Genomic DNA, 417 nt, shown 5'->3' with positions numbered 1-417 from the left:
GTACAGTTTAGCTTTACGAACAGCACCACGACGTTTGACAGAAATGCTGTCAACTACCGGAGAGTGAGTCTGGAAGACACGCTCAACGCCTTCGCCGTTGGAAATTTTACGAACAGTGAATGCAGAGTGCAGACCGCGGTTACGAATTGCGATAACCACGCCCTCGAATGCCTGCAGACGTTTTTTGGAACCTTCAACAACCCATACTGTCACTTCCACGGTATCACCCGGACGGAAGGAAGGTACGTCCTGCTTCATCTGCTCTTGTTCAAGTTGCTTAATAATGTTGCTCATAATTTAATCTCTTATCCTGGGTAAACTGATATCTCGGGGGCTTACGCCATCCCATCATGTTTATGTTGCTGTTGTGCGTGTTCCGTTTTGAACTCCGCCAGCAACCTTGCTTGCTCTTCAGTC

General features: G+C 48.0%; 1 protein-coding gene. It reads right to left on the bottom strand.

The window, feature by feature from the left end; translation table 11 throughout:
• The coding region (rplS, locus tag GWG67_RS38855; protein ID WP_275174915.1) for a 50S ribosomal protein L19 at nucleotides 1-297 on the bottom strand (297 nt) is incomplete at its 3' end.
• Nucleotides 298-417: the final 120 nt, after the last annotated feature.

The organism is Bradyrhizobium sp. CSS354 (assembly GCF_029051725.1).
Classification (GTDB): Bacteria; Pseudomonadota; Alphaproteobacteria; order Rhizobiales; family Xanthobacteraceae; genus Bradyrhizobium.
Note: the sequence above shows the minus strand (reverse complement) of the source record. Positions and strands in the feature narration are given on the sequence as shown.